Source organism: Shewanella sp. FDAARGOS_354 (assembly GCF_002209245.2).
GTDB classification, from domain to species: Bacteria; Pseudomonadota; Gammaproteobacteria; order Enterobacterales; family Shewanellaceae; genus Shewanella; species Shewanella xiamenensis.
In genome coordinates, this window is record NZ_CP022089.2 from 1,066,173 (window position 1) to 1,081,670 (window position 15,498).

Annotated in this window: 12 protein-coding genes; 8 read left to right on the top strand and 4 right to left on the bottom strand. The window is 47.2% G+C overall.

The window, feature by feature from the left end:
* Positions 1 to 9 precede the first annotated feature (9 nt).
* On the bottom strand, positions 10 to 2,772 hold the full coding sequence (gyrA, locus tag CEQ32_RS04915) for a DNA gyrase subunit A (protein ID WP_088586947.1): 2,763 nt from the start codon (positions 2,770 to 2,772) through the stop codon (positions 10 to 12).
* 384 nt (positions 2,773 to 3,156) lie between these two features.
* Here gyrA and ubiG point away from each other — a divergent pair, with 384 nt between their 5' ends.
* The 6 genes from ubiG (at position 3,157) to CEQ32_RS04945 (ending at position 9,575) form a co-directional block, all read left to right on the top strand.
* Positions 3,157 to 3,867, top strand: coding sequence for a bifunctional 2-polyprenyl-6-hydroxyphenol methylase/3-demethylubiquinol 3-O-methyltransferase UbiG (ubiG, locus tag CEQ32_RS04920; protein ID WP_037418885.1), 711 nt, complete (start codon positions 3,157 to 3,159; stop codon positions 3,865 to 3,867).
* A gap of 1 nt (position 3,868) precedes the next feature.
* Positions 3,869 to 4,543, top strand: a complete 675-nt coding sequence (locus tag CEQ32_RS04925) for an HAD family hydrolase (protein WP_088585606.1) — start codon at positions 3,869 to 3,871, stop codon at positions 4,541 to 4,543.
* A gap of 445 nt (positions 4,544 to 4,988) precedes the next feature.
* Complete coding sequence (gene nrdA / locus CEQ32_RS04930; protein WP_088585607.1) at positions 4,989 to 7,277, top strand: class 1a ribonucleoside-diphosphate reductase subunit alpha; 2,289 nt, start codon at positions 4,989 to 4,991, stop codon at positions 7,275 to 7,277.
* 61 nt (positions 7,278 to 7,338) lie between these two features.
* On the top strand, positions 7,339 to 8,469 hold the full coding sequence (gene nrdB, locus CEQ32_RS04935; protein ID WP_037418877.1) for a class Ia ribonucleoside-diphosphate reductase subunit beta: 1,131 nt from the start codon (positions 7,339 to 7,341) through the stop codon (positions 8,467 to 8,469).
* 33 nt (positions 8,470 to 8,502) lie between these two features.
* Positions 8,503 to 8,922: a class I ribonucleotide reductase maintenance protein YfaE gene (gene yfaE / locus CEQ32_RS04940; RefSeq protein WP_088585608.1), complete on the top strand. Its 420-nt coding sequence runs from the start codon at positions 8,503 to 8,505 to the stop codon at positions 8,920 to 8,922.
* 197 nt (positions 8,923 to 9,119) lie between these two features.
* Entirely contained in the window at positions 9,120 to 9,575 is a 456-nt protein-coding gene (locus tag CEQ32_RS04945; protein WP_226871869.1) for a nuclear transport factor 2 family protein, read from the top strand.
* Positions 9,576 to 9,674: 99 nt separating this feature from the next.
* Here CEQ32_RS04945 and CEQ32_RS04950 read toward each other — a convergent pair whose 3' ends face one another.
* Positions 9,675 to 11,693 (bottom strand): FAD-dependent oxidoreductase, encoded by a 2,019-nt coding sequence (locus CEQ32_RS04950; protein WP_047540012.1) that lies wholly within the window; start codon positions 11,691 to 11,693, stop codon positions 9,675 to 9,677.
* A gap of 165 nt (positions 11,694 to 11,858) precedes the next feature.
* On the opposite strand from CEQ32_RS04950, the gene sppA reads away from it, so the two are divergent.
* Both sppA and ansA read left to right on the top strand, forming a co-directional pair.
* The gene (sppA, locus tag CEQ32_RS04955; protein WP_088585610.1) at positions 11,859 to 13,703 is read left to right on the top strand and encodes a signal peptide peptidase SppA; all 1,845 of its coding nucleotides are present in this window, start codon (positions 11,859 to 11,861) and stop codon (positions 13,701 to 13,703) included.
* Between the two features lie 110 nt (positions 13,704 to 13,813).
* A complete protein-coding gene (ansA, locus tag CEQ32_RS04960) occupies positions 13,814 to 14,827 on the top strand; it encodes an asparaginase (protein WP_037418865.1) in 1,014 nt (337 codons plus the stop codon).
* Positions 14,828 to 14,894: 67 nt separating this feature from the next.
* Here ansA and CEQ32_RS04965 read toward each other — a convergent pair whose 3' ends face one another.
* Positions 14,895 to 15,176, bottom strand: a complete 282-nt coding sequence (locus CEQ32_RS04965) for a YeaC family protein (RefSeq protein ID WP_037418861.1) — start codon at positions 15,174 to 15,176, stop codon at positions 14,895 to 14,897.
* Positions 15,173 to 15,490: a hypothetical protein gene (locus CEQ32_RS04970; RefSeq protein WP_037418858.1), complete on the bottom strand. Its 318-nt coding sequence runs from the start codon at positions 15,488 to 15,490 to the stop codon at positions 15,173 to 15,175. Before CEQ32_RS04970 ends, CEQ32_RS04965 begins: the two co-directional genes overlap by 4 nt.
* Positions 15,491 to 15,498 lie beyond the last annotated feature (8 nt).

Here is a 15,498-nt window from a genome sequence, read left to right on the forward strand (position 1 = left end):
GCTTTCGAATTAGTCTTCGTCTTGCTCGTCGTCAAGCTCTTCATCTTCGTCTAATTCTTCTTCCAGTTCATCCTCTTCCTCTAAAGGCTCTTGTTGAACAGAGTCACCTTCAGCGACAACTGGGACGATTGGCATACCGTTTTCATCCAGCTCGACGTCATCTTCGTCGCCTTGGATCTCATCAATACGTTGCAGACCAACCACTTTCTCATCACTTGCAGTACGGATAATGGTCACACCTTGCGTATTACGGCCGATGATAGACACACCGTTCGCCGGCGTACGCACTAAGGTACCTTTGTCGCTGATCAGCATGATTTCATCATTACCGCCAACTTGTACCGCGCCAACAACCGCACCGTTACGCTCACTCACCTTGATCGATACCACACCTTTGGTCGCGCGGCTCTTCGATGGGTATTCAGACAGTTCAGTACGTTTACCATAGCCGTTTTCAGTCACGGTTAAGATAGCGCCATCGCCCTTAGGTACGATGAGAGACACCACTTTTTGGCCTTCTTCAAGCTTGATACCGCGAACACCGGTCGCACCGCGGCCCATTGGACGCACACCCTTGAAGTTGATTTGTGGATTGCCTTCTTCATCCAGCACTGGGTTGCCGTTTTCATCGAGGACAGCCACTTCTTCGCCTTCTTTAAAGCGAACCACTTTACCTTCGTTCGAGAACAACATGATCTCATCATCACCATTGGTGATATCGACACCGATCAGTTGGTCACCGTCTTTGAGGTTAACAGCGATAATGCCGTTAGCACGTGGGTTGCTGTAAGCTGTCAGCGCAGTCTTCTTCACGGTACCGTTAGAGGTCGCCATGATAATATACTTATCTTCGGCGTATTCACGCACCGGCAGAATCGCCGTAATGCGTTCGCCATCGGCCAGTGGCAGCAAGTTAACAATCGGACGACCGCGCGATGTCCGGCTCGCCAGCGGTAACTGATAGACCTTGAGCCAGTACATCTTACCGAAGTCAGAGAAGCACAGAATCGTATCGTGGGTGTTCGCAACCAGCAGTTTTTCAACGAAATCTTCGTCTTTCACCTTAGTTGCAGCTTTACCCTTACCACCACGGCGCTGGGCTTGGTAATCGCTCAGTGGTTGGTACTTGGCGTAACCTAAGTGTGACAGAGTCACAACTACGTCTTCTTCGTTGATTAAGTCTTCAAGACTCATATCAATTTCATTGGCGTTGATGACAGTGCGGCGCGCATCACCGTATTCAGCAAGAATTTCTTCCAGCTCTTCTTTGATCACTTCCATCAAACGCTCAGGGCTGCGCAGAATAAACAACAGACCCGCGATGAACTCAAGCAGCTCTTCGTATTCGGCGATGATCTTATCGTGCTCAAGACCGGTTAAACGGTGTAAGCGCAGCTCAAGGATCGCCTGAGCCTGTTGCTCAGTCAGATAATATAAGCCGTCACGGATACCGAATTCTGGCTCTAACCATTCAGGACGCGCCGCATCATCACCCGCTTTTTCAAGCATGCCCTGTACATGGCCAAGTGCCCAGCCCTGCTCAACCAGTTTGACTTTAGCGTCAGCTGGGGTTGGCGAGGCTTTGATCAGAGCAATAATCGGGTCGATGTTGGCCAGCGCAACCGCTAATGCCTCAAGAATATGGGCACGTTCGCGCGCTTTACGCAGTTCGAATACGGTACGGCGAGTCACCACTTCACGGCGGTGCAGGATAAAGCATTCGAGCATTTCTTTTAAGTTGAACAACTTAGGCTGACCATTGGTCAAAGCCACCATGTTGATACCAAAAGAACATTGCATTTGTGTCTGGGCATAGAGGTTGTTCAGGACAACTTCGCCCACTTCGCCACGCTTGATTTCGATAACGATGCGCATACCGTCTTTGTCAGACTCATCGCGCAGACCGCTAATGCCTTCAATTTTCTTATCTTTAACTAGCTCAGCGATTTTCTCGATGAGTTTCGCCTTGTTCACCTGATAAGGGATTTCAGTAACGATAATACGCTCACGACCGCTGTCTTCGGTTTCGACTTCGGCCAGCGCGCGCATAACGGCGCGGCCGCGGCCTGTCTTGTACGCATCGATAATGCCTTTACGGCCATTGATAATCGCAGCCGTTGGGAAGTCTGGGCCTGGAATATGTTCCATCAGCTGTTCGATAGACAGCGCAGGATCGGCGATCAGCGCTAAACAGCCCTTAACGACTTCGGTTAAGTTATGAGGCGGAATGTTAGTCGCCATACCTACCGCAATACCCGAAGAACCGTTGATTAACAGGTTAGGGACACGTGTCGGTAATACAGCAGGAATTTGTTCAGTGCCATCGTAGTTGGGCACATAGTCAACAGTTTCTTTTTCAAGATCGGCGAGGAGCTGGTGCGCTAACTTATCCATACGGATTTCGGTATAACGCATTGCCGCTGCAGAGTCACCGTCAACCGAACCGAAGTTTCCTTGACCGTCGACTAAGGTGTAACGCAGAGAGAAGGGCTGAGCCATACGTACGATAGTATCGTAAACCGCCGAATCACCATGGGGGTGATATTTACCGATCACGTCACCGACCACACGGGCAGACTTTTTGTACGGCTTGTTCCAATCGTTCTTCAATTCACTCATGGCAAACAGCACGCGGCGATGCACAGGCTTAAGGCCATCACGCACGTCTGGTAATGCACGTCCCACGATGACGCTCATGGCGTAATCAAGGTACGAATTCTTTAGTTCGTCTTCGATATTAATTGGCGAAATAGATGATGCCAGATCAGTCATAAACTGCTCGTTCCCCTGAAAATTAGCCGACAACGTATAATCCGTATCATTGAGCGGCCCAAAAACGTGATTTGGCATTCTAACACAGTTATTTAATGTCGCCAGACCTATCCTGCGCGAATTGAGAAGGATGTGGCTTAATAGATGAAAACACTGTCAATTTGCACTTTTAAACCCGATAAAATCCGTTGTTAATGGCGAAATTGAGTCCAAGACTTGATTAATATCCGAGCAGAAAAACCGCTCCGCTTCACAAAGTGTTTAAGAATTAATGATAATTGCTGAAATTTCACTCAACCACAAAGACTTAGAATCAGCCAATACTGTGTTTATCCACCATTGTCGTTATAATAGCCGCACTATTCAGCCGCTTTAGGTAATCGCATGCAACAGAATACCAACGTAGACCCACAGGAAATCGCAAAGTTTGAACGTATGGCCGAAACCTGGTGGGATCTCAATGGCGAGTTTAAACCGCTGCATCTATTAAATCCCCTTCGCTTAAACTATATCGATCAGACTGCTGGTGGGATTTTTGGTAAAAAAGTGCTCGACGTCGGTTGCGGCGGTGGCATTTTATCCGAAAGTATGGCGCGCATCGGTGCAGTGGTTGATGGTCTTGATATGGGTGAAGAACCGTTAGAAGTTGCACGCTTGCATGCGCTGGAAACCGGTGTGAGCATCAATTACGTGAAAAACACCGCTGAGGCTCATAGGGAAGATCACCGCGAATACTATGATGTGGTGACCTGCATGGAGATGCTCGAACACGTACCCAATCCCCAATCAGTGATCCAAGCCTGCTGCGATATGGTAAAACCTGGTGGTTTTGTGTTTTTCTCTACAATTAATCGCAATGTTAAATCCTTTGTTGAAACCATTATTGGCGCCGAATATTTACTGAAAATGCTGCCCATCGGCACTCATGATCATAATAAGTTTATTAAACCTTCCGAATTGATTGAGTTAGTCGATAACACCGACCTCATCTGCAAAGACGCCCTTGGGATCACTTATAACCCGTTAACAGGGATTTTTAAGTACACATCTAAGGTCGATGTAAACTATATGATTGCAACGCAAAAGGCAGATTAAGATGAGTTTAGCTGAGGTTAAAGGGGTCTTATTCGACCTTGATGGTACCCTTGCCGATACCGCGCCGGATCTGGTTCAGGCCCTTAAACTCAGTTTGTCTGATGTCGGTATTGCAGCAAAACCCTTTGCAGACATGCGTAGCGCCGCCTCCCATGGCAGCTTTGCCTTAGTCGATGCGGCCATTCCAGGCGCAGATGAGGTGCTACGCACCCAAGTCCAGCAAGGACTCCTTGCCCACTATCAAAGGATCAATGGCGACCATTGCCAGTTGTTTGAAGGTATTTCCCCACTGCTTGACTGGCTCGAGTTATGCCGAGTGCCATTTGGAGTCATCACCAATAAACCTGCCCGCTTTACTCGTCCCCTGTTACATAAGCTTAAGCTCAGCTCGCGTATGCCGGTGATGATCAGCGGCGATTCGACCCGTTACCCTAAGCCCCATACCGCACCTATGCTATTGGGCGCGCAGCAATTGCAGTGCAAGCCACAGCAAATCCTTTATTTAGGCGATGCCGAGCGGGATTTACTCGCAGCCCAAGCGGCGGGCATGCTCGGCGGTGTAGCACTGTGGGGATATTTGGGCGAGGACGATACACCCGATGCATGGCCTGCCTATGCACAGTTTACGACGCCTTCGAATTTACATTCGGCACTAAGCCAAGCGTTAACAAAATAAGCACGAATCAGGATTCGTGCTGATAGCTATTAATAGAATTAACGCTATGGGTCAATCCCCGCGATCGTGATCGCTGCTTATTTTAGCGATCGATCACACTGCGGGATCGGAATAAAAATTCGCCATATCAAACGCACGCTAATCTCAATTTGAGCTACAGGGTTAGTCATTACTAACGCATTTTTTTATCCTCAAGATATCCACAAGATACCCCCTAAATTGAGACTTGCAAATAATAGCAAACCTCACTATCTTGTATCTCAGATTATTTAAAACACCATATCTTGTGTATAGGTAGCAATCAGACACACTAGAAGTTCCCCGCTAAATCGACTATTTTCACCATAGTCAACAGTATTAAGGGTTTTCAGGTTGATTGTTTTACAAGGAAACGTACGGTGACTTAGTTCACCTGAACAGATATCAGAACCAAGGCCTCTCTTCAATGAATAGCAATATGACAGTTACAAAACGCTGTGGTGCACGTGAGACAATTGATCTCGACAAAATACACCGCGTAATTACTTGGGCAGCCAAGGGGTTAAAAAACGTTTCTGTTTCTGAAGTTGAACTTCGCACGCATTTACAGTTTTTCGATGGGATCCCAACCGAAGCTATCCACGAAACGATCATCAAATCTGCGGCGGATTTAATTTCCCCTGAGTCACCCGATTATCAGTTTCTGGCTGCGCGTTTAGCCGTATTCCATTTGCGTAAGAAGGCTTTTGGTCAGTTCGAGCCACCCAAGTTATATGACCATGTCACTAAGCTGGTAGAGTTGGGTAAGTATGATATGCATATTCTGCAGGATTACACCCGCGAAGAACTCGATATTATGGATACTTATATCGACCATTGGCGCGATATGAACTTCTCCTACGCAGCCGTTAAACAGCTTGAAGGTAAATATCTGGTTCAAAACCGCGTCACCCACGAGATTTATGAGAGCGCCCAGTTCCTCTATATTCTGGTGGCGGCCTGTTTGTTTGCCCGCTATCCAAAAGCTACGCGTCTGCAATACGTCAAAGATTTTTACGATGCGGTATCGACTTTTAAGATTTCACTGCCAACGCCTATCATGGCGGGAGTGCGTACGCCGACTCGTCAGTTTAGCTCATGCGTACTGATTGAATGTGGCGATAGCTTGGATTCAATCAACGCGACAGCATCATCTATCGTAAAATACGTAAGCCAACGCGCAGGTATCGGTATCAACGCCGGTCGTATCCGTGCATTAGGAAGCCCAATCCGGGGTGGCGAAGCCTTCCACACGGGTTGCTTACCTTTCTACAAGTATTTCCAAACTGCGGTGAAATCGTGCTCGCAAGGCGGCGTGCGCGGCGGTGCAGCCACCCTCTTCTATCCTATTTGGCACTTAGAAGTTGAATCGCTGCTAGTACTGAAAAATAACCGTGGCGTTGAAGATAACCGTATCCGTCATTTAGACTACGGCGTGCAACTGAATAAACTGATGTATCAGCGTCTGATCAAAGGTGAAAACATCAGCCTGTTCAGCCCATCGGACGTACCCGGTCTTTACGATGCCTTCTTTGAAGATCAAGCCGAATTTGAGCGTTTATATTTGCAATATGAGCAAGACGGCAGCATTCGCAAAAAGACATTGAAAGCGGTTGAATTATTCTCACTGATGATGCAAGAACGTGCTTCAACGGGCCGTATCTACATTCAAAACGTGGATCACTGTAACACCCACAGTCCATTTGACTCAAAAGTTGCACCGATCAGACAGTCTAACCTCTGCCTTGAAATCGCTCTGCCGACTAAGCCATTGAATAACATTGACGATCCAAACGGCGAAATCGCCCTTTGTACACTGTCGGCATTAAACCTGGGGACAATTACCGATTTAGCGGAACTGGAGCCATTAGCTGATTTAGCCGTGCGAGCCTTAGATAACCTGCTGGATTACCAAGATTATCCAATCAAAGCGGCGCAGATTTCGTCGATGAACCGTCGTACCTTAGGGATTGGTGTTATCAACTTCGCTAACTATTTAGCGAAGAATGGTATGAAGTACTCCGATGGTAGCGCGAACAATCTGACTCACAAGACCTTTGAAGCGATTCAGTTTTATCTGCTCAAAGCGTCAATGAATCTGGCGAAAGAAAAAGGTGCGTGCCCATTATTTAATGAGACGACTTACGCTCAAGGTATTTTACCTATCGATACCTACAAACGTGACCTAGATAAGATTTGCAGTGAGCCATTGCATTTAGACTGGGAAGCGCTGCGTAACGACATTAAAGAGTATGGTTTACGTAACTCGACATTGTCTGCACTGATGCCGTCTGAGACTTCATCACAGATCTCAAACGCCACCAACGGTATCGAACCGCCACGCGGCTTGATCAGTGTGAAAGCCAGTAAAGATGGCCAGTTAAAGCAAGTGGTACCCGATTTTGATGAGCTGAAATACAACTACGAGCTGTTATGGCAAATGCCAAGCAACGAAGGTTACTTACAGCTTGTGGGTATCATGCAAAAGTTCGTTGACCAAGCGATTTCGGCCAACACAAACTATGATCCAGCGCGTTTTGAGGGCCGTAAAGTCCCAATGCAGACCCTGCTAAAAGACTTACTCAATGCCTACAAGTTAGGTGTAAAAACGCTGTACTACCATAACACTCGCGATGGAGCATCGGATCAACACGATGACATTACCAACATAGAGAAAGAAGATGACGGCTGTGCTGGCGGCGCTTGCAAAATCTAATCTTCAATGTTAACGGTTGCGGGATCCCAATGGGATCCCGACTTATTGGAATACTCGTACCATGACCTACTCTACTTTTTGCCAAACACCCAACGATGCCACCCGTGAACCCATGTTTTTCGGACAATCGGTAAACGTCGCACGTTATGACCAACAAAAATATGAAGTGTTTGAAAAATTAATTGAAAAGCAGCTGTCTTTCTTCTGGCGCCCAGAGGAAGTCGATGTGAGCCGCGATAAAATCGACTACAACTCACTACCCGATCATGAAAAGCATATTTTTATTTCGAACCTGAAATACCAAACGCTGCTCGATTCAATTCAAGGTCGCTCGCCTAACGTAGCTTTTTTGCCATTGGTGTCACTGCCTGAGTTAGAAACCTGGATTGAAACCTGGTCATTCTCCGAGACCATTCATTCGCGCTCATACACTCACATTATTCGCAATATCGTCAACGATCCTTCAGTGATTTTTGACGATATCGTGGTGAACCATGAGATCCTGCGCCGTGCCACAGACATTGCAGAGTTCTACGATCACCTCATCAAATTAACCCAGACATATCATTTACTCGGTGAAGGCACCCATGTGATTGATGGTGAGCCTTTAGAGGTAAATACCCGCACCCTGAAAAAAGCGCTGTACCTGTGCATGATGTCAGTTAACGCGCTCGAAGCCATTCGCTTCTACGTGAGCTTTGCCTGCTCATTTGCCTTCGCTGAGCGTAAACTTATGGAAGGTAACGCGAAAATTATTCGTCTTATCGCCCGTGACGAGGCGCTGCACTTAAACAGCACTCAGCATATCTTAACCATTATGCAGGGCGGCAAAGACGATCCTGAGATGGCCGAGATTGCCGCAGAATGCCAACAGGAAGCCTATAACCTGTTCCTAAAAGCCGCCGAACAAGAAAAAGAATGGGCGAAATACCTGTTCAAAGACGGCTCAATGATCGGTCTAAACGAGCAGATCCTCTGCCAATATGTTGAGTACATTACCAACCAACGGATGAAGTCAGTTAACCTGCCGCTACCTTATGCAGAACAAACTAACCCACTGCCATGGATGAAAAACTGGCTAGAGAGTGACGCGGTACAAGTGGCTCCCCAAGAAGTGGAAGTGTCATCCTATCTGGTTGGCCAAATCGATGCCGCCGTCGACAGTGATGAATTTCTTGATTTCGATCTCTAATCACTTTTGATTGTGAAATGACTAGATTACGAAATGACTAAGTCGAACCAGCTAAAGAGCCATCCATTGAATAATCCCTTTGCCAAGGCGCCCATTGTGCGCCTGCAAGGGCAACCTGTGCTGCTATTTACCCCGCAGCACGGCTCTTTACTGCAAGCTCTTGAGGCCAAAAAAGTCAGAATTTTCTCTGAATGTCGTAGTGGCTTTTGTGGTGCTTGTAAAACAAAAGTGCTTAGTGGTCGTGTCAGCTATTTAACCGAGCCTCTAGCCGATCTCAATGCCGACGAATGTCTGCCCTGCTGCTGTATACCCAGCGAAGATTTAGAACTCGACTTATCGCCCGAAGGCGCTGCCGTGGTGACCTATTCTTGCAACACCCGCGCTCAGTCTACATCTACACGTAAAACCGCCAACCTAAAAGCCGTGCCACAGCAAGAAGTGGTCGAAGAATAGCAGAGTCGTCTACTATTGGTTGTTATTGACAAACATCCTCCTGCATAACACCTACTGATTAGCAAAAAACAACATTTTTACAGCTTCCCAAACGCTTTATCGCTCACTCTTGTTAGCTTGCCAAAAGATCATTATGTTATTGCTTTCCAATTATTTTTACTTTGTATTAGGTGGACCAGTTTATGCCAAGGAGAGCTATGGATAAGTTAATCGCAATCAGCTTCCTGTTTGTGTCAATGAGTGCATTTTCGAGTGAAGATAACCTCGTTGCCGAAATGAAAGACATGGATAGTAAGGTATTTGATTCATTTAATCGTTGTGCCGATGAGCAACAACTCAAGCTGCACCAAAGTTACTTTGCAGATAAGGTCGAGTTTTACCATGACAACGGTGGTGTCACTTGGGATCGCCAGTCGATGATCAACAACACTAAAAACTATGCCTGTGGTAAATACACCCGCTCACTGGTTGAAGAGAGCTTTCAAGCCTATCCCATCAAGGACTTTGGCGCGATAACAGAGGGTGTACATAAATTTTGCAGCCAAGAAACTGACAGTTGTGACGGCAAAGCCAAATTTTTAATGGTCTGGCAACACACCAATGGCCAGTGGCAAGTCACTAGAGTCGTCAGTTATGGGCATTTACCCAACTAAGCAAATGGCCCACTCATATAGATAAGCGCTTATCTTCATATCAATCAACAAATAAGCCTGAGTCTGACTCAGGCATTTTTTAGGATAAACCGCTTAAAACTACAGCAGCATAGCAAGCTCGGCGCCTTGACGAATGGCCCGTTTTGCATCCAGCTCAGCGGCAACATCAACACCCCCAATCAAATGCACAGGAATGCCCGTTGCTTTCATCTCATCGACTAAGGTGCGATTTGATTCTTGTCCGGCGCAGAGGATAACATTATCCACGGCCAATACTTCAGTTTGCTCACCAACCCGAATATGTAGGCCCGCGTCATCAAACTTTTCATAGTTGACGCCGGTTTTCATCTTCACATCATGCTGTTTTAACACTAAACGGTGGATCCAACCGGTGGTTTTACCTAAGCCTTGGCCCATCTTTGAAGTCTTGCGTTGCAGCAAATAAACTTGTCTGTGATCGCTATTATCGACTTCAGGCTCGGCTAACCCACCCGCATGCTGATATTGCTTGTCTATACCCCACTGCTTTAACCATTTTTCAGGATTGAGGGTGCTAGACTCAGATTCGCAGAGGTAATGCGCCATATCAAAGCCAATACCGCCAGCACCAATCAGCGCGACTTTGTCACCAATCGCAGTTTGGCCCGTCAGTACCTGCTGATAATCGACCACTTTGGGGCTATCAAATCCTGGCAAGCTCAACTCGCGCGGGACCACGCCGGAAGCAATAACAATTTCATCAAACGTTTCGGTTTCCAGTACCTTAGCATCCAAGCGGGTATTTAAGCGCAGATCAATTTTATACAGTTTAATTTGATTGAGGAAATAACGAATTGTCTCGTTAAACTCTTCTTTTCCTGGGATTTTACGTGCCAGATTAAACTGACCACCCACCTCAGATTTCGCCTCAAAAAGCACGACTTCATGACCACGCATCGCTGCATACACCGAAAATGCCATGCCTGCGGGACCCGCGCCCATCACTGCAATTCGCTTCTTTTTATTGGTAGGTAAAAAGTTAATTTCGGTCTCGTAACAGGCACGAGGGTTGACCAAGCAGGTGGCACGTTTCAGAGAGAAGGTATGATCTAAACAGGCCTGATTACAACCAATACAGGTATTAATCAGCTCTGGCGTATTGGCCGCCGCTTTATTCACAAACTCAGGATCAGCTAGGAACGGCCTCGCCATAGATACCATGTCCGCTTGACCAGAGGCGATGATTTGCTCGCCAATCTCAGGCGTATTAATACGATTTGTGGCAATCAAGGGCACTGAAACCGATTTTTTAAGTTTTTCAGTCACCCAAGCAAAGGCGCCGCGGGGCACACTGGTCGCAATAGTTGGCACGCGGGCCTCATGCCAGCCAATCCCAGTATTGATAATCGACACTCCCGCATGTTCAAGCCATTTGGCCAGTTGCACAACTTCATCCCAGGTGGAGCCGTTATCGACCAAGTCGAGCATGGATAAGCGGAAAATAATGATGAAGTCTTTGCCCACTTTGGCGCGAATGGCATTCACAATTTCAATTGGGAATTGTGCGCGTTTTTCAAAACTACCGCCCCATTCATCGGTGCGCGTATTGGTCCGGGAACTGATAAATTGGTTGATCAAATACCCCTCAGAGCCCATCACTTCAACGCCATCGTACCCTGCTCTTTTTGCTAAGGCGGCAGAACTGGCGTAATCCTTAATGGTGGCGCGTACTTGACGGCTCGACATGGCAGAAGGCGTAAAGGGAGTAATCGGCGATTTGATTTTACTCGGTGCCTGCGAAAAAGGATGATAACCATAGCGGCCAGCATGCAGGATTTGCATACAGATTTTACCTCCGGCTTCATGCACCGCTTGAGTCACAATGCGGTGCTTGCCCACTTGCCAGGGGAAACTCAACTGACAAGCATGGGGAGTCAATCGACCACGTAGGTTTGGTGAAATTCCGCCAGTGACGATCAATCCTACACCGCCCAACGCGCGCTCTTTATAAAACGCTGCCAGTTTCTCAAATCCGCCCTTTTCTTCTTCTAACCCCGTGTGCATGGAGCCCATCAACACACGGTTTTTGAGCTGGGTAAATCCCAGATCTAAGGGTTCTAATAAATGGGGAAACGACATTCAAACATCCTTTTTAAACAAGTGATTTAAATGAGCATACCTTGAGTCAAATGTAAGCTCAACTGTTGCTAACGGGTTAAAAGTTAAAAACCTTTACAATTGTGTTTAGCCAGTGAAGAGATTTTCAGTTAGCATTGGCACATTCGATATGCAAAGGAGTGGCTAATGTCCGCTAACCCATCGTTTTTCAAGAGAATATGCTTATTCATTTGGAACGCCCTTAACGGGATCCGTAAATTCATACTTAACCTGATCTTTTTTGGCCTCCTCGCCATGATTCTGATTGTCATTGGCAGTAGTGAAGATATTCAGGTCGAAGATAATTCGGCACTGGTACTTAATCTTGCGGGATCGATTGTTGATCAAAAACAACAGGTCGACCCGCTTGAAGCCGCACTCAAGCAAGGTAATAACGGCAGCAGCGATGGCGAAATCCTACTGGCGGATATTATCTATGTGATTGATAACGCGGCGCACGATAACAGGATTAGCACTATAGTCTTAGACTTGGCAGAGCTAAAACGTGCGGGGATCAGCAAATTACAATCCATTGGCGATGCCTTAAATCGTTTTAAAGAAAGCGGCAAAAAGGTCGTAGCGATTGGTAACTATTACGAACAAAACCAATATTTTCTTGCCAGTTTTGCCGATACTATTTACCTCAACCCTCAAGGTAGCGTCTCACTTGAGGGATTAAGTATGTATAACCAATACTTCAAATCCGCCCTCGAAAAACTCAAGATAAAAGCACATATTTTCCGTGTTGGGACGTTTAAATCCGCAGTAGAACCTTATATGCGTGACGATATGTCAGATGCGGCCAGAGAGGCCAGCAGCGTCCTACTTGCTGATGTTTGGCAAAGTTACACTCAAACGGTGGCGACAAATCGCCAAATTGATACCAAAGCCTTGGTTTTGGACTCGGCAAACTACCTTGCACAACTCGATAAGGCTGAGGGCGATTCTGCGACTATGGCCCTCAATATGAAATGGGTCGATACCCTAGCGACCGATGAAGATTTCCGCAAAGTTATGCTTGAGACCGTGGGTAAAGAAAAGTCGGGTGACAGCTTTAAGCAGGTCAGCTTTTACGACTATTTAACCCTAGTGACACCTCTGCCAAGCTTTGTTGAGCAAGACAGTGTTGGTATTATCGTTGCCAGCGGCACTATTTTAAATGGCAGCCAACCCGCCGGGCAGATTGGTGGCGATAGCACGGCTGAACTCATTCGTAAGGCGCGATTTGATAAACATATTAAAGCGCTGGTGTTACGAGTTGACAGCCCTGGCGGTAGCGCCTTTGCCTCGGAGCAAATCCGCCAAGAATTACTCGCCCTCAAAGCGGCGGGTAAACCTGTGGTGGTCAGTATGGGTAGCCTTGCGGCATCCGGCGGTTATTGGATTTCGGCCAGCGCCGATTATATCTTCGCGACACCAACAACACTGACGGGCTCTATCGGCATCTTCGGGATGATCACCACCTTCGAAGATTCACTCGCCAGTTTAGGCATCCATACCGACGGCGTATCAACCTCTGAATGGGCGGGTTTATCAGTCACGCGCACCCTCTCGCCACAAATAGAGTCGGTTATCCAGCGCCATATCGAACGTGGCTATTTAGACTTTATCTCACTGGTCGCTAAGGAACGTAACATGACCTTAGAACAAGTGGATAGCATCGCCCAAGGCCGTGTGTGGAGTGGTAAAAAAGCCCTAGAGTTAGGTTTAGTGGACGAGCTTGGCGATATCGACCAAGCAGTCGCCAAAGCCGCTAAACTGGCGGATTTAAGCCTGTTCGATACCCGTGTGATTGAGCAAGAGCTCACACCTGAGCAGCGTTTTGTGCAGCAAATGTTTGCCTCTGTGTCGGCTTATTTACCCGCTTCACTCAGCCATTCAACGCTGCTTGAGCAAATGCTGAGCCAATGGACCGGTAGCTTAAAGACTATAGCGGCCTTTAACGACCCTAACCATGTGTATGTATATTGTGACAGCTGTGCGATCAACTAGCGCAGACTCAAGATGAAAGACACAAAAGCCCGATACCTCGGGCTTTTTTATTGGGTTTATGTCAGCAAAATCGTATAATTAGCCCACGTGAAGCTAAGATAACGACAAGAATGACTAAACGCTCCATTTATGTCGCCTACACGGGCGGCACCATAGGCATGCAAAAAACCGATAATGGCTTTGCACCAGTAGCAGGATTTTTGACCCAATGCGTCCAATCCATGCCCGAGTTTTACCATGCTGAAATGCCTGAGTTTGTGATCCACGAGTACTGCCCGCTCATCGACTCATCAAACATGGCACCGACCGACTGGCAAATGATTGCCGATGATATCAAAGCCAATTATGACAAGTACGATGGCTTTGTGATCCTCCACGGCACTGATACCATGGCCTATACTGCATCGGCCTTATCCTTTATGCTTCAAGGCCTGTCAAAGCCTGTTATTGTCACCGGCTCACAAATCCCCTTGGCGCAGTTGCGTTCCGACGGCCAAACCAACCTACTCAACTCTTTGTATATCGCTGCTAATTATCCAGTGGCTGAGGTTTGCTTATTCTTTAATAACAAACTATTTCGTGGCAATCGTTCCACCAAAGCCCATGCCGACGGCTTCGATGCCTTTGCCTCACCAAACTTCCCCTTACTGCTTGAAGCGGGGATCAAAATTAATCTGCGCGCAGGTAAAATTGCCACGCCAAGCGATAAACCGTTAGAAGTCGCTAATATAAGCCCTCAGCCTGTCGGTGTGGTCACCCTCTACCCAGGTATCTCCACGCAGATTTTTGAGAATATTCTACAGCAACCCGTTAAGGCGCTCATTTTACTGACCTTTGGTGTAGGGAATGCACCGCAAGATACGGCATTACTCGATACCCTAAAGCAAGCGGATGAGCGGGGAATTGTGTTAGTGAACCTGACTCAGTGTTTCCAAGGCAAGGTGAATATGGGCGGTTATGCAACGGGAAATGCCCTCGCTAAAGCAGGCGTGATCAGTGGCGCAGATATGACCATTGAGGCTGCATTGGCTAAGTTGCATTATCTGCTGTCGAAAAACTTAAAGCCGAGCGAAATTAAGGCTGCTATGTTACAAAACTTAGTTGGTGAGCTCAGCCCCGATTAAGGATCGCAACTTTGCGTAGTAAAAAGCCCACATTAGTGGGCTTTTTACTACGTTGCGTCAACTGAGATTACAGGTCGTCAGCTTTAAACTCGGCTATCGACTCGCCACGGAATTGTTTCTTCAACTCCGCCTTTGACAGCTCATTTAATTTTCCGCCGGCACCTATGGTGAAATGCTCCGTTTGATCTAAGCGGCGCGCCTGATAGAGCATCACCACTTGAAGAGTCGATTCACGCTGGGCTTCGGTCAATACTGTGCCATCTTCCCATTTGCCTAATTCAGCAGCGCTACGCAGCCTTTCATAGACTTCTTCAGGCATTTGGTCGATTACTTGATTAATGTCGGTCATACACTCTTTCGCTTATGTAATACGATTCTAACGCGGGTAATTAAATAGCCCACAAAACCAAAGACAAAACAGATGGCGCCAATGGTCGCGCGTACGCCTTCGGCGGGCTCTCCACCCCAAAACCAAATCACCACCCCCGCAATAAACAGCGTCATGGCAACAAAGCTTTGGTTCATTAAGCTGCTGGATTTTTGGATATGACTGATCCGTACGAGCGAGCTATTATCACCATTGGTTTTTGCCTCACAATGCGGGCAAGCTGGCGCTTTGCTCGACATCCGTTTACGGCAGATTGGACATTCGATTAATGCCATAGTCGCAC

Excerpts from the sequence above, each read along its gene's own strand:
- nrdB (WP_037418877.1), top strand. The coding sequence starts at position 7,339 with ATGACCTACTCTACTTTTTGCCAAACACCCAACGATGCCACCCGTGAA.
- CEQ32_RS04970 (WP_037418858.1), bottom strand. The coding sequence starts at position 15,490 with ATGGCATTAATCGAATGTCCAATCTGCCGTAAACGGATGTCGAGCAAA.
- ubiG (WP_037418885.1), top strand. The coding sequence starts at position 3,157 with ATGCAACAGAATACCAACGTAGACCCACAGGAAATCGCAAAGTTTGAA.
- sppA (WP_088585610.1), top strand. The coding sequence starts at position 11,859 with ATGTCCGCTAACCCATCGTTTTTCAAGAGAATATGCTTATTCATTTGG.
- gyrA (WP_088586947.1), bottom strand. The coding sequence starts at position 2,772 with ATGACTGATCTGGCATCATCTATTTCGCCAATTAATATCGAAGACGAA.
- ansA (WP_037418865.1), top strand. The coding sequence starts at position 13,814 with ATGACTAAACGCTCCATTTATGTCGCCTACACGGGCGGCACCATAGGC.
- CEQ32_RS04950 (WP_047540012.1), bottom strand. The coding sequence starts at position 11,693 with ATGTCGTTTCCCCATTTATTAGAACCCTTAGATCTGGGATTTACCCAG.
- CEQ32_RS04965 (WP_037418861.1), bottom strand. The coding sequence starts at position 15,176 with ATGACCGACATTAATCAAGTAATCGACCAAATGCCTGAAGAAGTCTAT.
- CEQ32_RS04945 (WP_226871869.1), top strand. The coding sequence starts at position 9,120 with ATGGATAAGTTAATCGCAATCAGCTTCCTGTTTGTGTCAATGAGTGCA.
- yfaE (WP_088585608.1), top strand. The coding sequence starts at position 8,503 with ATGACTAAGTCGAACCAGCTAAAGAGCCATCCATTGAATAATCCCTTT.
- nrdA (WP_088585607.1), top strand. The coding sequence starts at position 4,989 with ATGAATAGCAATATGACAGTTACAAAACGCTGTGGTGCACGTGAGACA.
- CEQ32_RS04925 (WP_088585606.1), top strand. The coding sequence starts at position 3,869 with ATGAGTTTAGCTGAGGTTAAAGGGGTCTTATTCGACCTTGATGGTACC.